The sequence below is a fragment of the Photobacterium nomapromontoriensis genome, from assembly GCF_050336815.1.
In the GTDB taxonomy this organism is placed as follows: Bacteria; Pseudomonadota; Gammaproteobacteria; order Enterobacterales; family Vibrionaceae; genus Photobacterium; species Photobacterium nomapromontoriensis.
The window spans coordinates 1-16,342 of the sequence record NZ_JAKJSL010000015.1; the positions used below are offsets into that span (position 1 = coordinate 1).

At 44.4% G+C, this 16,342-nt stretch carries 14 protein-coding genes; 5 read left to right on the forward strand and 9 right to left on the reverse strand.

The annotated features are described in order from the left end of the window. Nucleotides 1-329 precede the first annotated feature (329 nt). The 3 genes from L4D12_RS00725 to L4D12_RS00735 form a co-directional block, all read right to left on the reverse strand. Nucleotides 330-983, reverse strand: coding sequence for an MBL fold metallo-hydrolase (locus L4D12_RS00725; RefSeq protein WP_428445896.1), 654 nt, complete (start codon nucleotides 981-983; stop codon nucleotides 330-332). Nucleotides 984-1,133: 150 nt separating this feature from the next. After that, entirely contained in the window at nucleotides 1,134-1,688 is a 555-nt protein-coding gene (gene mepK, locus L4D12_RS00730; RefSeq protein WP_428445897.1) for a peptidoglycan L,D-endopeptidase MepK, read from the reverse strand. Between the two features lie 174 nt (nucleotides 1,689-1,862). Next, a complete protein-coding gene (locus L4D12_RS00735) occupies nucleotides 1,863-3,542 on the reverse strand; it encodes a L,D-transpeptidase family protein (RefSeq protein WP_428445898.1) in 1,680 nt (559 codons plus the stop codon). 426 nt (nucleotides 3,543-3,968) lie between these two features. Here L4D12_RS00735 and L4D12_RS00740 point away from each other — a divergent pair, with 426 nt between their 5' ends. The 3 genes from L4D12_RS00740 (at nucleotide 3,969) to L4D12_RS00750 (ending at nucleotide 6,991) form a co-directional block, all read left to right on the forward strand. Continuing rightward, the gene (locus tag L4D12_RS00740; RefSeq protein ID WP_428445899.1) at nucleotides 3,969-4,454 is read left to right on the forward strand and encodes a MarR family winged helix-turn-helix transcriptional regulator; all 486 of its coding nucleotides are present in this window, start codon (nucleotides 3,969-3,971) and stop codon (nucleotides 4,452-4,454) included. A gap of 44 nt (nucleotides 4,455-4,498) precedes the next feature. Further along, nucleotides 4,499-5,347 (forward strand): LysR family transcriptional regulator, encoded by an 849-nt coding sequence (locus L4D12_RS00745; protein WP_428445900.1) that lies wholly within the window; start codon nucleotides 4,499-4,501, stop codon nucleotides 5,345-5,347. Nucleotides 5,348-5,689: 342 nt separating this feature from the next. Continuing rightward, nucleotides 5,690-6,991, forward strand: coding sequence for an anaerobic C4-dicarboxylate transporter (locus tag L4D12_RS00750; protein ID WP_428445901.1), 1,302 nt, complete (start codon nucleotides 5,690-5,692; stop codon nucleotides 6,989-6,991). A gap of 61 nt (nucleotides 6,992-7,052) precedes the next feature. On the opposite strand, the gene L4D12_RS00755 is transcribed toward L4D12_RS00750, so the two are convergent. Further along, on the reverse strand, nucleotides 7,053-7,937 hold the full coding sequence (locus tag L4D12_RS00755) for a LysR substrate-binding domain-containing protein (protein ID WP_428445902.1): 885 nt from the start codon (nucleotides 7,935-7,937) through the stop codon (nucleotides 7,053-7,055). Between the two features lie 203 nt (nucleotides 7,938-8,140). On the opposite strand from L4D12_RS00755, the gene cuyB reads away from it, so the two are divergent. Continuing rightward, complete coding sequence (gene cuyB / locus L4D12_RS00760) at nucleotides 8,141-8,851, forward strand: cysteate racemase (RefSeq protein WP_428445903.1); 711 nt, start codon at nucleotides 8,141-8,143, stop codon at nucleotides 8,849-8,851. A gap of 66 nt (nucleotides 8,852-8,917) precedes the next feature. Here the strand turns inward: cuyB and L4D12_RS00765 are convergent, their stop codons facing one another. Then, a complete protein-coding gene (locus tag L4D12_RS00765; protein WP_428445904.1) occupies nucleotides 8,918-9,697 on the reverse strand; it encodes a TSUP family transporter in 780 nt (259 codons plus the stop codon). A 403-nt stretch (nucleotides 9,698-10,100) separates the two neighbouring features. Between L4D12_RS00765 and L4D12_RS00770 the strand changes: the two genes are divergently transcribed. After that, nucleotides 10,101-10,970, forward strand: a complete 870-nt coding sequence (locus L4D12_RS00770; protein WP_428445905.1) for a hypothetical protein — start codon at nucleotides 10,101-10,103, stop codon at nucleotides 10,968-10,970. 225 nt (nucleotides 10,971-11,195) lie between these two features. On the opposite strand, the gene torA is transcribed toward L4D12_RS00770, so the two are convergent. From torA to L4D12_RS00790, 4 genes are all read right to left on the reverse strand, one after another. After that, nucleotides 11,196-13,679, reverse strand: a complete 2,484-nt coding sequence (gene torA / locus L4D12_RS00775; protein WP_428445906.1) for a trimethylamine-N-oxide reductase TorA — start codon at nucleotides 13,677-13,679, stop codon at nucleotides 11,196-11,198. Nucleotides 13,680-13,699: 20 nt separating this feature from the next. Beyond that, a complete protein-coding gene (torC, locus tag L4D12_RS00780; RefSeq protein WP_428445907.1) occupies nucleotides 13,700-14,884 on the reverse strand; it encodes a pentaheme c-type cytochrome TorC in 1,185 nt (394 codons plus the stop codon). Nucleotides 14,885-14,942: 58 nt separating this feature from the next. Beyond that, entirely contained in the window at nucleotides 14,943-15,116 is a 174-nt protein-coding gene (locus L4D12_RS00785) for a periplasmic nitrate reductase, NapE protein (protein WP_428445908.1), read from the reverse strand. 225 nt (nucleotides 15,117-15,341) lie between these two features. Continuing rightward, nucleotides 15,342-16,127 carry a tetratricopeptide repeat protein gene (locus L4D12_RS00790; RefSeq protein WP_428445909.1) on the reverse strand — a complete coding sequence of 262 codons (786 nt, stop codon included), beginning with the start codon at nucleotides 16,125-16,127 and terminating at the stop codon, nucleotides 15,342-15,344. Nucleotides 16,128-16,342 lie beyond the last annotated feature (215 nt).

Genomic DNA, 16,342 nt, shown 5'->3' on the forward strand with positions numbered 1-16,342 from the left:
AGTTACTGCACTGGCTCCCTGTTAACAATTCCACCCTCAAGCACAGCATAGGTCTGACTGAGTATGGGGCTTTGCGCTATTTTGCACGCTTACCCACCTAGACTGCCGAATCAGGTTCACTTTCGTTGTGTACTGTTAACTTCCTATCGCTTCCTTCAGACCCTGCCGTTGGCCAGCAACGCCCTTGCGATTCGGATTATCTTCCCCTCAGTCGGGGTGATTCAGGTTTCTTGCAACCTGACGGGTTTGCCAGCTTCGCTGGGCAAACAAAAAAATACCTTGCTGGTAAGAGCAAGGTATTTTCATCTTTGTATTAATCCACGGTGTCATTAATACAATGGCATTTCATCAGCAACAAACGGGTTAGTTGCTCGCTCGTGACCAAACGTTGACAGCGGACCATGCCCAGGTACAAATGTCACGTCATTCCCTAAAGACCACAACTTACCTTTAATGGAATTGATCAGTGTTTGGTAGTCCCCTTGAGGGAAATCAGTACGTCCGATGCCACCTTTAAACAGTACGTCACCGACAAAAGCGACATTGGCATCAACATTGTGTAATACCACATGCCCAGGCGTATGACCCGGCGTATGCAGCACGGATAATGTCTGATTGCCTAACTGAATAACATCACCGTCATTGAGCCACTGATCAGGCTCGAACGCTTCTGTCATTGGGAAACCAAACATCTCACTCTGCCGAGGAAGACCTTGTAGCCAAAAGGCATCATCTTTATGCGGACCAATCACAGGCACGCCCAGCTCTTTCGCCAACGGCTCAGTCCCCCCCACGTGATCAAGATGGCCGTGAGTAAGAATAAGCTTGGTTACCGTCAGGCCAAGCTGCTGTACTTTTTCTTTTAGTAAATGAATATCACCACCGGGATCAACCAGTGCAGCTTCTTTCGTTTCATCACACCAGATCACAGAGCAGTTCTGCTGAAACGGAGTAACGGGTACAACTTCAAAGTGGAGACTCATCAATTTTTCCTAACGGTTGCAGTTATAACCGCAGGATAACACAGCCTGATTGGCAAAATCCAAATACAGTAAAGCCGGTGCAACTATCAGAGAAGCGACACCGGCTTGATTTTTTATCTTTTATTTTGACCGTGTTATAGCCGTTGCCACTTAACCATTCCAACGACGAACAGGTCCGGTATCAATATGGACAAAGCCACTGCGCGGGTAATAGCCAACCCCACCCATACGCAGTTCAAGTGCCGCATGGCGGATCCGAGACAATGAAACACCTTCCAGATTAAAGTCGATTGCCTGACCTTTCATATGGTAGCTTTTCGTTGCCACACCACCTTTTTTTTGCAGCGCTTTATTCGTTGCAGGTGACCGATAACCAGAAATAATGCGTACTTGCCCTTTATGGCCAAGGCCCGCCTGAATCTCGGTGATGGCATCAAACAGGCGACGGTCCATTTTCGCAACTTCATTACGTCTGAAATCTCGGCAGATATAATTCATTTTTTGCAGTTCTTCGTTTAGGTACTGCCTTCCGTCAAAGTATTCGGTTTCCAAATCTTCACGTGTATGTATATTACACAGAGAAATCTGGCGCGGATTTTCCGCACGATAAGGGCTTGCCATCGCTATTCCTGGCATCAAACACGCCCCTAACGTAAGCCCGCCAGCAACCAGCAACTGGCGACGCTTGTAATCTATTTCAGACATAACTCAACAATAACCAATTCAGCGCAATAACCGGTTGACTCCCGGCAAGCGCAACCGCTTCCCCATAAACTGAAATCAAGATAACGTTCGGATATTGCTCAGTCAAATCATGAAATCACATGAAATCGCTGTTTTTTTCGTCAAACCACGCCTAATTATTGACACAAAAGAAATTTATTCTTCGTTACGAGATGTAAATAATTCTTGGTTTTGAGACATAGCAACAAAATTGTCATAGTCATACACATCATCCCGGAAGTTCACCAGCCCTTGCTCGTCAACCCAAGCGGTCTGGTAAATCAAATGCACTTTGATTTTTTTGTGCAACCCAACTGTCTTTGTTTTCGTACGAGCCTTAAGCTCGTTAACCCGCTGCTCGGGCACTCCTGAATAATTGAGTAACACCATCGCCAAATCACTGGCCTGTTCGACCCTGACACATCCAGAACTTAATGCCCTAACCTCTTTAGCAAAAAGACGCTTTGACGGAGTATCATGCAAATAAATCGCATCATCATTCGGGATGTTGAACTTAAACCGCCCAAGAGCATTTTTACTTCCTGGTTTCTGCCGTAAACGATAGGGAAATGATTTAGCGTTCACAATCCGCCAATCAATGGTATGGATCGGGATCTGCTCAGAGCTGCTCCAACTGCGGATCACCGCAAAGCCATTACGGTGTAAATAGCCCCTGTCACGCTGTGCCTTCGGTAATATATCTTTGCGCATAATCGACATTGGCACATTCCAATAAGGATTAAATACCACAGATGCCACATTCGAGGTCATCAATGGTGTACGTCGGCTAGGCCGGCCAACAATCACTTTACTCCCAAGAACATGCCGATTATCAAGCCAAAGATTCATTGTGAAATTTGGAATATTAACGATCAGCACTGACGCGGCATCAGCAGGCCACAGCCGAACTCGCTGTGCATTAAGTGCCAATACCCGGATCCGTAACTTAGGTGATAGCGCCAACCATTGTCGGGTTTTCGGCCCTATCGCGCCGTCAGGTTTCAACCCATGGCGACGCTGGAAATTTTTTATCGCGTTAGCAAGATCTATATTGTAATGCTGTATTTTTGCTGCACGAATTTGATCAGCTTCAAAATCACGAAGATCGCCCAAACCTTCCAAAATGGAAATCAATGCATCTGGATTTCTTAGTCGAGTTCCCAGTCGAATAATGCCAGACTGATAAAATTTCGGCCATGTCGCGCGACTCATCGACTCTAATGTCTCTATGGCGAGCAATAGCTGGGTATAGTTATCACCAACAGGTTTGAGGCTATGAACAAATTGCCGTAACCGCTCTTGTTCTATAGCGGCTGACAATCGTATGAGTGCGGCATTTGAAGGGAAGGGTAATCGAGGCTCAACACCGCTACCAAATAGCCATTCACGGCCATGGTTGGGTAGCCCAGCAATATAACTCATGTATGCCAGCAGTGTATCCGTGGCGAGCAAATCATAATGGCGCCAATCATTGCTTTTTTTGTACTGTTGAAGCAATGCGTAACGGCGAGAAAAATCACGACTGACATTGGACAGTACAAGTATTCGCAATTGCTGTTCGAATTCATTCGCGGTAAACGTATCCTGCCACAATGGCACAAAACCAATACCATGATATAAATCCGCTAATTGATCGACATAACGGATCGCAACAATATTATTCGCAACGTCATATACCCATCGACGGGCTTTCTTTTGCTGAAGGATGCCATCAGAAAATTGTTGTTCAAGGTCAACCCGAGCAGAAAGGGGCTGCACAGGTTGAATTTTTTCGGTTGCGAATACCATCGGGCACATAGCAACCAGTATGAGGCCAATACCGCAGAGTTTTGTCATTGCCAGCTGACTCCTCATTGCCACTGTTATAATTATGGCAAATTCAATGAATGACGGACTAACTTTAGCCGTCAACATCAGCAGTTCATGTTTCAATTATTAAATTAAGTGTGATCTATTCCTTCGAGAGCTCCATACCTAAAGGAAACACTAGCCAATATTCCCGGGATTGTCCTATATCACTGACTTTGGAACGACGTATAGACCGCATAGTGCTCGAGCAACGCTACAGTGTAATGGTAACAATTGTTTTTATTGCCAATTTTGTCACTGTTGTGAAACCAAACAGTAAATAGTCACTTACTTGGTTAATATCTTAGTAATACAAATAAGCGCTATATTGTCTATAACAACATTATGAAAACTAAGGCTTCCAACTTTCTTCCGTTTGCGGTACTTTCGGCGGGCACTATTGAGGAGAGGAATATGGACAAGCACGAAGAAGTCTTGATTGCCCTACGACAGATCATTCGGGCCATCGACCTGCACTCACGCAAATTGAATAAATTAGCGGGATTGACAGGTCCACAATTGGTATTAATGCGTGCCATCCGTGATTCGGGGGAAGTGACCATTCGGCAGCTTTCAAACAATACCAATATGAGTCAGGCAACAGCGACAACGATATTGGATCGTCTGGAAAAACGTCAGCTGGTTGTACGTGAACGTAGTACACTCGACAAACGAAAAGTACACGCAAACCTGACAGAAGAAGGTAAAGCCGTGCTTGAAAAAGCGCCGCCACCACTACAGGAAGATTTTGTTGCCCGATACCAAAAACTAGAAGAATGGGAACAATCACTGTTACTTTCTTCCGTACAGCGTATTTCAGCCATGATGAATGCTGAGCATTTAGATGTCGCAGCCATGCTAGAAGTCGGCAGTATTACCCAGCAAGAGCCAGAGCATTAATCTGGCTCTCACCGATTTTCCCTGATATTTACGGACAAAAGCACTTGTTACTTGAAGGAATAGAAACCCTCCTGACCCTTGCGCAAGAGGGCACGATGAGCAAGACGGCTAACCGCCTCTACCTCAGCCAAAGTGCGGTTAGTAAACGCATTGCCAAACTTGAGCAACGTCTTGGAAAAAAACTCATCGAACCTTCAGGGAGACATATCAAGCTCACTACCGATGCATTAGCTCTCATTGATAATGTCGGCCCCAGCTACCAAGAAATGAAAGGATTGATCTTTGATCAACAGCACTTTCAGGATCACTCTATTATCAAACTTGCTTGCTCTGAAACATTAGTGGCTGGCTACCTTGCTGAGATCATCGGTAGCTACTTCCAATCTGATCCCTATATTAGTATCACAACTCACCACACCCCAGCTATCATAGAAAAAGTCCAGTCAGGCGATGCAACAATTGGCTTTTGCGCAGGCCACTTACCACCACAACATGGCCTGGCTACCCAACTGCTATTTTGTGAATCTTTCACGGTAATCAGCCCACAAACACTCAAACAAAAACCGAAAGCCTTACTTGTTAATGATTTCAAGAATCCAGCCAATGCCAATCAAGCTAGCCTACTTCAGAAAGCGGCCATCATTCCTCTGATGGAAATGGACTCCTATACTGCCGCCGCACAACTGGCTCTAGGGGGGGTAGCCCCAGCATTAGTACCCACTTCGATTGTGAAAACATTAAATATAGACCCCGCTTATTGCCACCATTTTAAATTCCTTGATGAACTCACTCGCCCAGTTCATCTTTGCTATCGCCATAACAGCTACCGCTCAACACGTATTCGAGATCTTATTGAAACTATTGCGGGATCTATTCCTCTCCACATAAACTAACCGCGAAAAACAGGGCCGCAATCTATTCCATCATGAAATCAAAAACACATAGTGTCACGTGATGCTTGTCACAATATTTTTCCGTTAATTACCTCCCTTCTTTGTACGTTTTTCACCCACACCAAGTGTGGTAATACAGCAAATAACCCAATTCTGTTAATTACCTCACAAAACCACCCTCACTCTCATGCCGATTAGGTATGAAAAAACGAAATTCGGCATTTAACAGACTCAATCAGTTTAAGCACTATACCCACAATTATTCAGTGGCTGATGCCAATATAAATCGGTTACGACAACGTACCGATACAGATTTATTATTCCATACGGATAGGAAACATTATGTTAGTAGCAATTGAGCTAATCGTGGTATTAGGCTGTATCTACTGGGGACTAAAAATGGGCGGGTTAGGTGTCGGCTTAGCTGGTGGCCTCGGCCTCGCCATTTTAACGCTTGGTTTTGGACTTGAACCCAGCGAGCCCGCCATCGACGTTATTTTAATCATCATGTCAGTCGTCACTGCAGCATCGACTATGCAAGCGGCGGGAGGGATGGACTGGTTAGTCCATCATGCGGGTAACCTCATGCGTCGTAATCCTCGTTATATCTGCTTCTTGGCTCCGATGATCACTTGGCTAATGACAATCATGGCCGGCACCGGATATACGGTATTTTCAACGCTGCCAGTCATTGCTGAAGTCGCAAAAGAAATTGGGGAACGACCATCCCGTCCACTTGCTGGGGCTGTCGTTGCGTCACAAGTTGCTATCTCAGGCTCACCAATTTCTGCCGCTATGGCAGCCATGATTTCAATCATGGAACCGATTGGAGTCAGCTTCCTGCAAATTATGGCGGTGTGTCTGCCAGCATCGTTTATTGCCGCAATGGTCGGTGCATTTATCGCATCACGTCAAGGCTGCGAATTAAAAGATGATCCTGTCTATCTAGAACACTTGCAACAAGAGCATCAGCAACACGAAGATAAAAAAATCACCGTCAACCCAAAAGCAAAATATTCAGTATGGTTATTTCTGTTTGCGACTGTCGCTATCGTTATTTATGCCGCTTTCCCTGCACTACGTCCGCATTTTAGCGATGGCTCGATGATGTCAACCCGCGATATCATTATTGTCTCTATGTTTGCCGTTGCTTGCATGATGGTACCATTATGCAAAATCGATCCTGATACCATTATTCGTACCAGTACATTCCGATCTGGGATGAGTTCTGTTGCGGTGATCTTAGGCATCGTGACTATGGGGTCAACAATGGTTAATGCCCATCTTCCTGAAATTAAAGAGTTTGCTGGGTCTCTATTACAATCTTATCCAATGCTATTGTCACTGGTATTATTTGGCACATGTACACTGCTTCTTTCCCAAGGTGCAACCACCCCATTAATTATCCCTCTGGCTCTCAGCCTACAAGTTCCACACTGGGCGATTCTTGCTTCATTTGTCGCAGTCACCGGGGTATTTGTTCTTCCGACATATCCAACCTCCCTAGCCGCTATCGAATTTGACTCAACAGGTTCAACTCGAATGGGTAAGAATATTTTTGACCACCCTTTCTTACTGCCTGGACTCGTGGGTGTGGCTGCCGCTACGCTGTGTGGACTCCTAATCGCACCAATGATTGTGTAATCATCCAACACAGCTATAGTTAAAAAAGAGGCCATAACAACATGTTGTTATGGCCTCTTTTTTATTCTGCCACATAATTTTGTAATGTCTGCCAAACCTGCTCACCCGCTGGATGCAGACGCGCCTGATAGCGGTACGCATAATACGTAATCGGTAAGCGAAGATGAGGCTCTCCGACAATAGCCACTCTACCACTCTTCAACTCAGCATCGATCGAGTAATCCGGTAGCCAAGCTACCCCCTGCCCTTGTAATACCAGTATTTTAAGCAAGTCGGTCATTGATGATAAAAATACCGCCTTCAGATTGACCTGATCTCGGATGGCTTCTACCTGTCGTCCCATATAAGAACTAGGACTGTATGCCAACCACGGAACGGGTTCCTGCTGAGTGAGATCAAACAGAGGCACGCCTTCTCTATCACATAGACAGACTGGCAATAGCTCAGCTTGCCCAATTTGTAGTGACTGGTAAGGAGGAAGCCGAAGCAGCTCATCATCAAAGGCCAGTAATAAATCACACCCACCTTCATGTAGCTCTTCTATCGCTTTATCAACATCGATAGCTTCAACACTCAGTAACGGATTGTGATAACCAGCCTGAAGTTTTGGCTGAATAGAAGGAACTAGACTCGTCGCCAATGAATGCGCCGCCGCAACTCGAACGATATTCCCCCCCAACTTTGAAAGATCAGATAATTGACCGATCCCATCCATCATTTGGTTCATCAAGGTACGGGCCGTAATTCGGAACATACGTCCACTGGGAGTCAGCGCAACGGGTGTCTTACTTCGGTCAATAAGCTCAGCACCAACCATTTGTTCTAGTGCCTTAATTCGGCGGCTAAACGCTGGCTGAGTCACATTGCGCATTTCTGCCGCCTGAGAAAAATTACGGGCATCGGCGAGCGCTAAAAAATCTTCCAACCATTTACTTTCGATATTCATAAGTTCTGCGCGTAATAAACAAAGCAGTATATACCCATACAACATCAACCAGTTACCGAGTAAGAATAAATTCAACCGCGAGCGATCACAGTTTGCTTATTTAGTCATGCCGATTCGGCATGACGTCCCCAGCAACGGCATTTCTCAACCCATCGGTACTGGCTTATAGTGAATCCAGTGAAAAATACTGTAGGAACAACACTATGAGTAAGAAATTAGGGATTCTTGGCGGCATGGGGCCTTTAGCGACAGTTGAATTTATGCAAAAAATTATCGCTCAGACTCCAGCTCATAATGATCAGCAACATATCCCCATGCTAGTTAGTAATAACCCGCAGATCCCAGATCGGACTGCCTTTCTAATCAGCAACGGTGAAGATCCATACCCAGCCCTTAAGCAAGGCATGGAGCAACTAGAACAGGCAGGTGCAGAATGCATTGTTATGCCGTGTAACACCGCTCACTATTGGTATCCGCGTCTGAGCCAAACTTGTAAAGTGCATACCATCAGCATTATTGATAGCGTGGTTAATGAGGCCAATTTTCGTCATTATAAAAAAGTGGGCATCATGGCAACCACTGCAACCATGAAAACAAAAATGTACCAGCTCAAACTGGCTCAAAAACAGATTGCGACAGTTGAGCCAACAGAAAGCCAACAGAAAGCCGTCATGGAAGGCATCTATGCAGTGAAAGCAGGTGACATTGAAGCAGGTAAGCAAGCCATGCTACCCGTATTTGAAGATCTCTTGGCTCAAGGAGCAGAAGCCGTCATTTTAGGGTGTACCGAAATCCCTGTCGCACTGTCTGAGGAAGCGACCCATCAACCACACTTATGCCTGGATTCATTGAATATTTTAGCTGATCAATGTATTCATTGGGCAACAGCAGAGGCTCCAGAGCTAGTCGCTTGAGCCCCTATATTGTGACTATCTCATGAGGTAAATTAGAGCATTCTCTTGCTGCAAGTTACTTTTAGTTCAAACAAACAAATCTAGCCATTGTGGATTTTGTTCGATCAGGAGCTTAATTGCCATCACCATTGACACGCAGACAACCATTGGGCGTATTAATTTACGCCCTTTAGTAACCACCACCTTTGCACCCAAGCGGGCCCCTATAAAGCCGCCCACAGCCATTGCTAATCCTATTTCCCAAATCGGTAAACCTGCCACGATAAAAAAGAGTAACGCGGCAATGTTGGACGTGAAATTCAATACCTTTGTCCGTGCGGTGGCTTCAACAATACCTAATTGAGCAATCAATACAAAACAGACTGTGAATAACGACCCCGTCCCGGGGCCAAAAAAACCGTCATAGAATCCGATACTGGTACCTACCGATAGCGCAAAAGCTGCATCACTTAATGTCGGCGTTCCGCCACCTTTACCTGCATCAGGGGCAAATAAAAAATACAACGAAATACAGACCAACAATACAGGAATTAAGCTTGTTAACACACTGGCGTCTATTACCTGTACTAACAAAGCTCCCAACGCTGACCCAATAAAAGTACATGCAATTGCTAATCGCATCTCTCTTAAATTCACTAAGCCATTACGCACAAAATACAGTGATGCTGAAAAACTCCCAAAGGAACTCTGCAATTTATTGGTAGCAAGTGCTTGCGCAGGAGGAAGACCAGCAGCAAGTAAGGCTGGCACTGTCAACATACCCCCACCACCTGCAATCGCATCAATAAAACCCGCGAGGCTCGCAACCAAAAACAACGCGCCAAGGATATCCCATGATAAGTCCATATCATTCCTAATATTCAATACCAAACAGCCTTATTTCAAACCTCAAATAATCGAAGTAAACAAGGTGTATCAAGCTCATAGTTATTTCTGCGCTTAGGATACGGATTGAAACTCAAATGAAAAATGAAAATATGGATAACTATCTATTCCAAGATGGAATAGATAGCCAAATTGTTATCAGTATGCAAATTGCGACTCATTTTTAAAATGCCCTATTCTTCATCCTATTTTGCCATTGTGTCCTGTCAGAATAATTTACACTTCATAAATATCAAAAATTTAATCTATTGATTTTAAATAAAATTAAATTGGCATGCATCTTGCTAATAACTAAGTGCACAACATAAAAGTCATAACATAATAATGACTATTACTATCTATAAAAATCAATAAAGGAAGAAAAATGAAAACACAGATTAAAACTGCGCTACTTTCTTTGGCTGTCCTAACTGCGGGAGCAACACAAGCAGCCCCCATTGATCTCTCTTTCGATACACCCTACTTAGTTAACTTAGATACCGTTATTCATTTCAGCCCCGCAGATCCAGCAACAACCAGTAATGTCATGCGATTTACCAATGTAGGTTCCACGGGGGGCACGACCCTTGATGCAAGAGTCACTGCGACAGCCTTTGGGGACTATATCTTCGACTGGCAAGCACCTAACTATAAAGCCTCAACCGTTACCGAGCCCAATGGGGATGTAGGTTTCACCTATCGTCGTGATGCCAACCTACCCGCCGATCAACAGGCAGAAGGCGGGCTGGTGTATTTATTTGAATTATTTGATGGTACTGGTGCAAATTCCAACACTTACACCGATCCCTTTGTGGCCGATGAACTGGCGATCATCGTGTACGATGTAGATGGTGAGCTCGATAATCCCGGCAATGAACAAAGTGAAGACGTTCGCGTATTTAAAGATGACGGGTTAATCTCATACACAACGGGGAATACTCCCGCCAGCTTGAGCGCTACTGATTTTGGCTCCAGTATTTTATTTGAAGGCCCTGGAACCAACTTTAATGAAGATGATCCTACAGGTGCTGTGTTACTGAACTATGCCAATACAGATAGTTTCACCTTACAATTTGAATCAATCACATTTGCTAATATCGCATCATTAAATAACCCTATCTTTAGTGCTATTGATGGCGACCTATGGATTGATTTTGAAGGCCCTGCTGTTGAAGTTAGCGAACCAGAAACACTCGCTATGTTCTCAGCCTGTTTACTTGGACTGGCTGCATTTCGTCGCAAACAGCAATCATAATAACGGACATAAACACGACGTATAATAACAACGACAATGCGCAATAACATTTATCCAAGTTACTTATCCACTAACATTACTTGGTGTAGTAACTTGGATTTTTTATCGTTAGATACTTATATCCCTCATCGACATCCACTTTTTAATTGATAAAAAAATCCGAGAGAATCTATCCCCCGGATATTCCCATGGCCTTAATCACCATCAATGCTATAGCCTCAATAATTAACTTACATAAATAGGCCCACTGAATGATGTGACTGGTGGTATTTCGCCTTTATATTTTTCCACCTCAACCACAACGGTATTCGCGCTGGTTGCCTGTGCTAACTCCGACGTACCGATATCTTGGGTTAATGTATTTGGATCACCATAAGTATCAATCGCGCCAATGTCATTGTTTAACGGCCCATACCATGCCCCTTCAGTAATACGGATCACACCGGATGGATAGTCAGCTGACACTTTTGCACCAGCAAGCAACTGTCCTCGGTCATTAAAAACACGCACGATATCACCATCTTTAATTCCACGTTTTTTTGCATCATCCGGATTAAGGTGAACAGGTTCATGACCTTTTACAGCATAGGTATTTCTGAACTTTTCTGAATCACACATCTGCGAGTGTAAGCGTTTGGGTGGATGACACGATTGCAACCAGAGCGGATATTTTTCTGATTTCGGTCCACCATGAGATCGCTCTGTCTTTTCAAACCACATAGGGTGACCTTGGCAATATTTATACTTATAACGTGCAATTTTACGGCTATAAATTTCAATAAAACCAGAAGGCGTTCCAAGGGGATTAATTTCTGGATCCTCACGAAATGCAGCATGGCTGACCATAGACTGATCCCGTTTAAATTCAACTAACCCTGTCTTCCAGAATTCATCAAATTCAGGCATTGGGTTTTTATCTTTGTTGGCGTCGCGGCACTCATTATAGATCTGCTGGATCCACTCCATCTCATTCATGCCACGAGTATATTCTTTACTCTTACCAAAGCGTTGGCATAGCTCGGTGAAGATCTGAAAATCGGTTTTAGATTGATAAAGGGGATCCACCAGCTTATGCATAGCGAGTACACCCGCTTTTGAATACGTCCCGTATTGGTCAAGATCATTACGTTCAAATTGGGTACAAGCGGGTAATACAATATCGGAGAACCGACAAGTCGGCGTCCACGTATAATCAATATTAACCACTGTCTGTAATTTTCTAAACGCCGCTTTCATCCGGTTTCTATCTTGATGGTGATTCCAAGGGTTACAACCACTAAACACCATCATCTTGGTATCAGGTAAAACAACCGTACTGCCATTGAAATTGATTTTCTTTCCCGGCTCCATAATGGCATCAATCCACCGTGCCACAGGAATAATTGAACTGTATCCTTTGAAATCAGTATTATTCCAGATTGGCTCTTGTCCTTCATCCACATTCCGCGGGAAACCTCCCGGACCAGATGCATCACTGAAAGGGATACCAACACCACTATAGTGATGAGAGTAGGAAATCCCCCCTCCGGGTAAACCAATCTGCCCCAACATCGAAGCCAATACTGCTGCCATCCAGTACGGTTGCTCACCGTGTAACTGGCGTTGAACCGCCCAACCGATCATTAGCATGGTACGGCCTTTGGCGAGAGTACGTGAAAATTCACGGATCTGATCGGCCTTCACCCCACAAATAGGCTCTGCCCATTCCGGTGTTTTAGCCGTTTTATCATCCGCTTTACCCAGTAAATACGGCAAAAACTCATCGAACCCTAAAGTGTAAGTTTCCATGAATTCTTTATCGTAGAGCTTTTCGCTATACAATGTATGTGCAATCGCCAGCATGAAAGCAACATCCGTCTGTGGGTTGACGTATTGGTGCTCACACTGCAAATAGTTCTGAGTTTGCGACACAACCGGATCTACGGAAATAACCTTGATCTTCCCAGCCGCGACTTTCTCTTTTAATTTTGCATAAAACTCATAGGAACCATGCGTTTCACATTGCCAGCCTACTTGGCCATTTTTCATCGGGTCGTTTGACCACCACACCATCGTGTCACAATGCTCTAAAATCAATGGCCACGTGGTGCCTTGAGCATACACTTCTGTCGACCCCAATACATACGGTAGAATGACCTGCCCGGCCCCCGTAGAATAATCCCCGACCTTTTTCACGAAGTTACCATACATACCAACAGCACGTTGCATATGTGTTGTACAACTTTGAAACTGACCCGTTTCCCGCCAGCCCGTTTGCCCGGCATGCAGTGCCCACGGGCCATAATCTTTTTGCACTCGGTGTAATTCTTGGAAAAACAGATCTAACGCTTCATCCCATGTGACACGAACAAAACGGTTATTACCTCGGGTTTCTCCACTGTACTTATTTTTCTTCAGCCAATCTAACCGGACTAATGGATAACGAATGCGGCTAGGGCTATATATCAAACCAATGACCCCATTGAGCATATCAGTTGGGTGCTTATCATACTCAAGCGGTTTAACCTCCATAACTTGACCATTATAAACCCGAGCCCGAAACGCGCCCCAGTGTGAGCCTGTTACTTTCCAAGTCCCAGGAGCATCATTGGTTGCCTCTTTATTTTCAGTTGCAGCATGAGCGAGTTGCGTTAATAAGCTTGGCCCTATCACTGTCACTGCGCTGGCTGTAATAGCACCTTGTAAAAACTTACGACGAGTTAAAGACATAAATGCATCCCCTTTGAGCTCTAATGCTGTGACTGTGAAAAATCAGATGAGTGATTTTGCAGATATTTCAAGACGATCGCTTCACTATCACTGTCTAAATTGACAAACGCCAACATCCCATTAAACATCCCAGGCCAAGTATTGGTATCAAAATGATTCTCAGCCGGTTGGGTATGACAGACACTGCAGTTGGTGTTATATGCCGATTTTGCCGCCGTCCAGATAGGCTGCACATCAGGTAATAAGCTGTCTTTCTTCATCCATAACGTTACCGTGACTTGCTGCCAGGTTAATCCGGTTATCTCATCCATTTTCTCTTCACCGCCCTTAACTATTTTGTCATTTTGCGCGGCATCTTTACTTAATGCTGCCGAAGGAATATTCATCCCAAAGTCTTGATTAATAACTCGTCCAAAACCCTTGGTTTTACGCCAACCTTGAATCTCAACCTCTATCGCGTCATCAGTGACATTCACGACTTTTACCGCTGATGCGGGTTCTAGCTGACCACCATTAACGGTCAGTGCCTTATCTTGATAAAGCGGTAAAAACTGAATACTGTAATAAGTATCACCATCTGAATAGCTGGTACTGTGTGATTGAGACGCTAAATCTGAAACCATACCACCACTGGAGGCCATGTCTTCAGGGAGGTGATGAGCAATCCCTTTGTGACAATCAATACAGCTCTGATCCCTAGCCGCAGCTTGCTTCATTTGAACCTGCGCCCGCGGTGACATTTCATCCCACTTCATACTGTCGTAGTTATGGCAGCTCTTGCATTCCAATGAACCATTTGCTGCAAAACGCTTCCACTCATGGGTCGCTAATTCCATCCGTTTTTCGAGGAATTTTTCTCGCGTGTTTATGGTGCCAAAAATCGCGCCATAGACCTCTTTACTGGCCTGCATTTTACGCGCAATTTTATCCGTCCAATTATGTGGTACATGGCAGTCAGGGCAAGTCGCTCGCACCCCTGCATTATTTGTCCAGTGGACGGTGCCTTGCAGTTCTTCATACACGTTGTCACGCATTTCATGACAACCAATACAAAACTTCTCTGTGTTGGTCATCTCTAAGGCCGTATTAAATCCTCCCCAGAAAATCACCCCGGCAATAAATCCACCGAGAGTAAGCACGCCTAAACTGATATGCACTGCAGGACGCCAGAAGGTTGCCCACAGCTTTTTCAAAAAGCTCATCATAAATTGTTACCCTCGATGCCATGATTGATTAGGTTTGGAAAGTACGACTTATAGTTGGTTAACCATGACCAGGAGGGCCGAGGAAGAAGACTTGTAGTGCCCAGACGATAAAGCCATAGCCACTTACAAAAGCAATCGAAATGATCGGGAAAAGAAAGATGGTGATAAACAAAAAAGACCGCCATTCATACTTGGCTCTATCTTTGTCGCTAACGTGTTCAGAAGTGGCCATTGCTCGTTTCCTTTTCTGATACTTTGCTTAACCAAACGGGGACCCAACTCATGTATTGGGCAACATCAGGTAAGTATAGTTAAGGATATCAATAGGGATAAAAATTGCAGGACGAGTTCAATAATCCGATATATTAGTGGCTGTTATACGCCACATTCTATATTTAACATTACAAAAAAATAGCAAAAAGGGGCCAAATAGCCCCCTTTGATTTTATCGATAGCACTACAATGACGCGCTATAAATAGTTTGATTTTTCTCATAAAGCTTCAAACGGTGAGTAAAGCTTGTATAGCGTTCTGAGCTGGGCTCTTTCAGCTTTCCAAGTGCCGTTCGCTGGGCTACAATCGCCTGCTTAAACTTCCCGACCGCAGCATACGCTGCTGCCAAATTATCGTAATCTCCCGCATCACCAGTTCCATTACGACTCAGCACCTGCTTGGCCAATTTCAATGCACGGTGGCCGTCACGTATACGCTGATCATCACAAGTAGCATAAAGCCAGACTAAATTGCGCTTTGATTCCAGCGAGCCTGCATTTGACGCTTTACCAAACCACTTAATGGCATTATTACAATCAACCGCTCCACCCGCGCCAGAGGCGTAATATAACCCCAATTCCGCCATTGCAATGACTTCACCTTCATTGGCCGCTTGTGTATACCAGTATAATGCCTGCTGATTATCACGAGGAAGCACCTGTCCGGCTTTAAACAGATCACCAATCATGGTTTTCACTTCTGGCATATCCACTGCCGCTTTCTCAAGCCAATATATCCCTTTTAACGGATCAGCTTTTAGGCCATTGGTCCCTTCCAGATAAGCACGACCTAAAAATAACTGCATATTCTTGTCACCTTGCTCGGCTTCAAGTTCAACATAGTTCAGAGTAGATAGCAGATGATGTTCCGGTGATGTAGTCACCGATGCATTTACCGTTAGCGAGCTGAGTGCAACAAAGCCAAACACGGTACTACAAAACACTTTTTTTAGGGTAATAACAGCTGACATAACAAGACACTCTTTCACTCAGTTCCAATTAATGGGATGGCAATGTAAAGAAGTCATGGTCGAAAAACAACCACTGAAAACAATGCAGCTAATACTGAAAAACCAGACAAAAGCAAATTAATATCTTATTGATCAGGATATTGAGTAGAATGTTACTCTTCTATGTAATGTGAAATATGAGAACTGGCGCAGAATTATTCATCGCTAGGGTAACA

Excerpts from the sequence above, each read along its gene's own strand:
- L4D12_RS00725 (WP_428445896.1), bottom strand. The coding sequence starts at position 983 with ATGAGTCTCCACTTTGAAGTTGTACCCGTTACTCCGTTTCAGCAGAAC.
- mepK (WP_428445897.1), bottom strand. The coding sequence starts at position 1,688 with ATGTCTGAAATAGATTACAAGCGTCGCCAGTTGCTGGTTGCTGGCGGG.
- L4D12_RS00735 (WP_428445898.1), bottom strand. The coding sequence starts at position 3,542 with ATGACAAAACTCTGCGGTATTGGCCTCATACTGGTTGCTATGTGCCCG.
- L4D12_RS00740 (WP_428445899.1), top strand. The coding sequence starts at position 3,969 with ATGGACAAGCACGAAGAAGTCTTGATTGCCCTACGACAGATCATTCGG.
- L4D12_RS00750 (WP_428445901.1), top strand. The coding sequence starts at position 5,690 with ATGTTAGTAGCAATTGAGCTAATCGTGGTATTAGGCTGTATCTACTGG.
- L4D12_RS00755 (WP_428445902.1), bottom strand. The coding sequence starts at position 7,937 with ATGAATATCGAAAGTAAATGGTTGGAAGATTTTTTAGCGCTCGCCGAT.
- cuyB (WP_428445903.1), top strand. The coding sequence starts at position 8,141 with ATGAGTAAGAAATTAGGGATTCTTGGCGGCATGGGGCCTTTAGCGACA.
- L4D12_RS00765 (WP_428445904.1), bottom strand. The coding sequence starts at position 9,697 with ATGGACTTATCATGGGATATCCTTGGCGCGTTGTTTTTGGTTGCGAGC.
- L4D12_RS00770 (WP_428445905.1), top strand. The coding sequence starts at position 10,101 with ATGAAAACACAGATTAAAACTGCGCTACTTTCTTTGGCTGTCCTAACT.
- torA (WP_428445906.1), bottom strand. The coding sequence starts at position 13,679 with ATGTCTTTAACTCGTCGTAAGTTTTTACAAGGTGCTATTACAGCCAGC.
- torC (WP_428445907.1), bottom strand. The coding sequence starts at position 14,884 with ATGATGAGCTTTTTGAAAAAGCTGTGGGCAACCTTCTGGCGTCCTGCA.
- L4D12_RS00785 (WP_428445908.1), bottom strand. The coding sequence starts at position 15,116 with ATGGCCACTTCTGAACACGTTAGCGACAAAGATAGAGCCAAGTATGAA.
- L4D12_RS00790 (WP_428445909.1), bottom strand. The coding sequence starts at position 16,127 with ATGTCAGCTGTTATTACCCTAAAAAAAGTGTTTTGTAGTACCGTGTTT.